The organism is Enterobacter sp. SECR19-1250 (genome assembly GCF_013391025.1).
GTDB lineage: Bacteria > Pseudomonadota > Gammaproteobacteria > Enterobacterales > Enterobacteriaceae > Enterobacter > Enterobacter cloacae.
In genome coordinates, this window is the sequence record NZ_JACASJ010000184.1 from 1 (window position 1) to 3,214 (window position 3,214).

Here is a 3,214-nt window from a genome sequence, read left to right on the forward strand (position 1 = left end):
GCTACGGCGTTTCACTTCTGAGTTCGGCATGGGGTCAGGTGGGACCACCGCGCTACAGCCGCCAGGCAAATTCCTCTGCTCTGTCCTGTGTCTTTTGGGCTGATACTGCGTTGGCTGCTCTCGTAAAGTCAGTCACATACCTCAGTATGCTCCTTCCTTTCCTTCGCTTGCCGCCTTGTCTCAGCGCAAAATCCTTCGGACTCTGAATCAAAGCTGAAATTCTGTCTCTTCGCCAAAACACCTTCGGCGTTGTAAGGTTAAGCCTCACGGTTCATTAGTATCGGTTAGCTCAACGCATCGCTGCGCTTACACACCCGACCTATCAACGTCATCGTCTTTAACGTTCCTTCAGGAGACTTTAAGTCTCAGGGAGAACTCATCTCGGGGCAAGTTTCGTGCTTAGATGCTTTCAGCACTTATCTCTTCCGCATTTAGCTACCGGGCAGTGCCATTGGCATGACAACCCGAACACCAGTGATGCGTCCACTCCGGTCCTCTCGTACTAGGAGCAGCCCCCCTCAATTCTCCAGCGCCCACGGCAGATAGGGACCGAACTGTCTCACGACGTTCTAAACCCAGCTCGCGTACCACTTTAAATGGCGAACAGCCATACCCTTGGGACCTACTTCAGCCCCAGGATGTGATGAGCCGACATCGAGGTGCCAAACACCGCCGTCGATATGAACTCTTGGGCGGTATCAGCCTGTTATCCCCGGAGTACCTTTTATCCGTTGAGCGATGGCCCTTCCATTCAGAACCACCGGATCACTATGACCTGCTTTCGCACCTGCTCGAGCCGTCACTCTCGCAGTCAAGCTAGCTTATGCCATTGCACTAACCTCCTGATGTCCGACCAGGATTAGCTAACCTTCGTGCTCCTCCGTTACTCTTTGGGAGGAGACCGCCCCAGTCAAACTACCCACCAGACACTGTCCGCAACCCGGATTACGGGTCTACGTTAGAACACCAGCCATTAAAGGGTGGTATTTCAAGGACGGCTCCACGCAGACTGGCGTCCACGCTTCAAAGCCTCCCACCTATCCTACACATCAAGGACCAGTGTTCAGTGTCAAGCTATAGTAAAGGTTCACGGGGTCTTTCCGTCTTGCCGCGGGTACACTGCATCTTCACAGCGAGTTCAATTTCACTGAGTCTCGGGTGGAGACAGCCTGGCCATCATTACGCCATTCGTGCAGGTCGGAACTTACCCGACAAGGAATTTCGCTACCTTAGGACCGTTATAGTTACGGCCGCCGTTTACCGGGGCTTCGATCAAGAGCTTCGCGTTACCGCTAACCCCATCAATTAACCTTCCGGCACCGGGCAGGCGTCACACCGTATACGTCCACTTTCGTGTTTGCACAGTGCTGTGTTTTTAATAAACAGTTGCAGCCAGCTGGTATCTTCGACTGATTTCAGCTCCACCCGCAGGGGCTTCACCTACATATCAGCGTGCCTTCTCCCGAAGTTACGGCACCATTTTGCCTAGTTCCTTCACCCGAGTTCTCTCAAGCGCCTTGGTATTCTCTACCTGACCACCTGTGTCGGTTTGGGGTACGATTTCGTGTTACCTGATGCTTAGAGGCTTTTCCTGGAAGCAGGGCATTTGTTACTTCAGCACCGTAGTGCCTCGTCATCACACCTCAGCGTTAAAAGGTACCGGATTTACCTGGAACCTCCGCCTACATGCTTAAACCGGGACAACCGTCGCCCGGCTAACATAGCCTTCTCCGTCCCCCCTTCGCAGTAACACCAAGTACAGGAATATTAACCTGTTTCCCATCGACTACGCCTTTCGGCCTCGCCTTAGGGGTCGACTCACCCTGCCCCGATTAACGTTGGACAGGAACCCTTGGTCTTCCGGCGAGCGGGCTTTTCACCCGCTTTATCGTTACTTATGTCAGCATTCGCACTTCTGATACCTCCAGCAACCCTCACAGGCCACCTTCAACGGCTTACAGAACGCTCCCCTACCCAACAACACATAGTGTCGCTGCCGCAGCTTCGGTGCATGGTTTAGCCCCGTTACATCTTCCGCGCAGGCCGACTCGACCAGTGAGCTATTACGCTTTCTTTAAATGATGGCTGCTTCTAAGCCAACATCCTGGCTGTCTGGGCCTTCCCACATCGTTTCCCACTTAACCATGACTTTGGGACCTTAGCTGGCGGTCTGGGTTGTTTCCCTCTTCACGACGGACGTTAGCACCCGCCGTGTGTCTCCCGTGATAACATTCTTCGGTATTCGTAGTTTGCATCGGGTTGGTAAGCCGGGATGGCCCCCTAGCCGAAACAGTGCTCTACCCCCGAAGATGAGTTCACGAGGCGCTACCTAAATAGCTTTCGGGGAGAACCAGCTATCTCCCGGTTTGATTGGCCTTTCACCCCCAGCCACAGGTCATCCGCTAATTTTTCAACATTAGTCGGTTCGGTCCTCCAGTTAGTGTTACCCAACCTTCAACCTGCCCATGGCTAGATCACCGGGTTTCGGGTCTATACCCTGCAACTTAACGCCCAGTTAAGACTCGGTTTCCCTTCGGCTCCCCTATACGGTTAACCTTGCTACAGAATATAAGTCGCTGACCCATTATACAAAAGGTACGCAGTCACACCCGAAGGTGCTCCCACTGCTTGTACGTACACGGTTTCAGGTTCTTTTTCACTCCCCTCGCCGGGGTTCTTTTCGCCTTTCCCTCACGGTACTGGTTCACTATCGGTCAGTCAGGAGTATTTAGCCTTGGAGGATGGTCCCCCCATATTCAGACAGGATACCACGTGTCCCGCCCTACTCTTCGAGTTCACAGCCTGTGCATTTTCGTGTACGGGACTTTCACCCTGTACCGTGCGACTTTCCAGACGCTTCCACTAACACACAAGCTGATTCAGACTCTGGGCTGCTCCCCGTTCGCTCGCCGCTACTGGGGGAATCTCGGTTGATTTCTTTTCCTCGGGGTACTTAGATGTTTCAGTTCCCCCGGTTCGCCTCGTTAACCTATGTATTCAGTTAACGATAGTGCAACGGATTGCACTGGGTTTCCCCATTCGGACATCGCCGGGTCAAGGGTTCATATCACCTCGCCGGCGCTTTTCGCAGATTAGCACGTCCTTCATCGCCTCTGACTGCCAGGGCATCCACCGTGTACGCTTAGTCGCTTAACCTCACAACCCGAAGATGTTTCACTTCTGATTGCGAAAATTTGAGAGACTCGAACACACC

Annotated in this window: 2 rRNA genes; both read right to left on the reverse strand. The window is 53.2% G+C overall.

The annotated features are described in order from the left end of the window. A 5S ribosomal RNA gene (gene rrf, locus HX884_RS25245) occupies positions 1 to 66 on the reverse strand; the annotation flags it as partial. Positions 67 to 253: 187 nt separating this feature from the next. Next, a 23S ribosomal RNA gene (locus tag HX884_RS25250) occupies positions 254 to 3,156 on the reverse strand. Positions 3,157 to 3,214 lie beyond the last annotated feature (58 nt).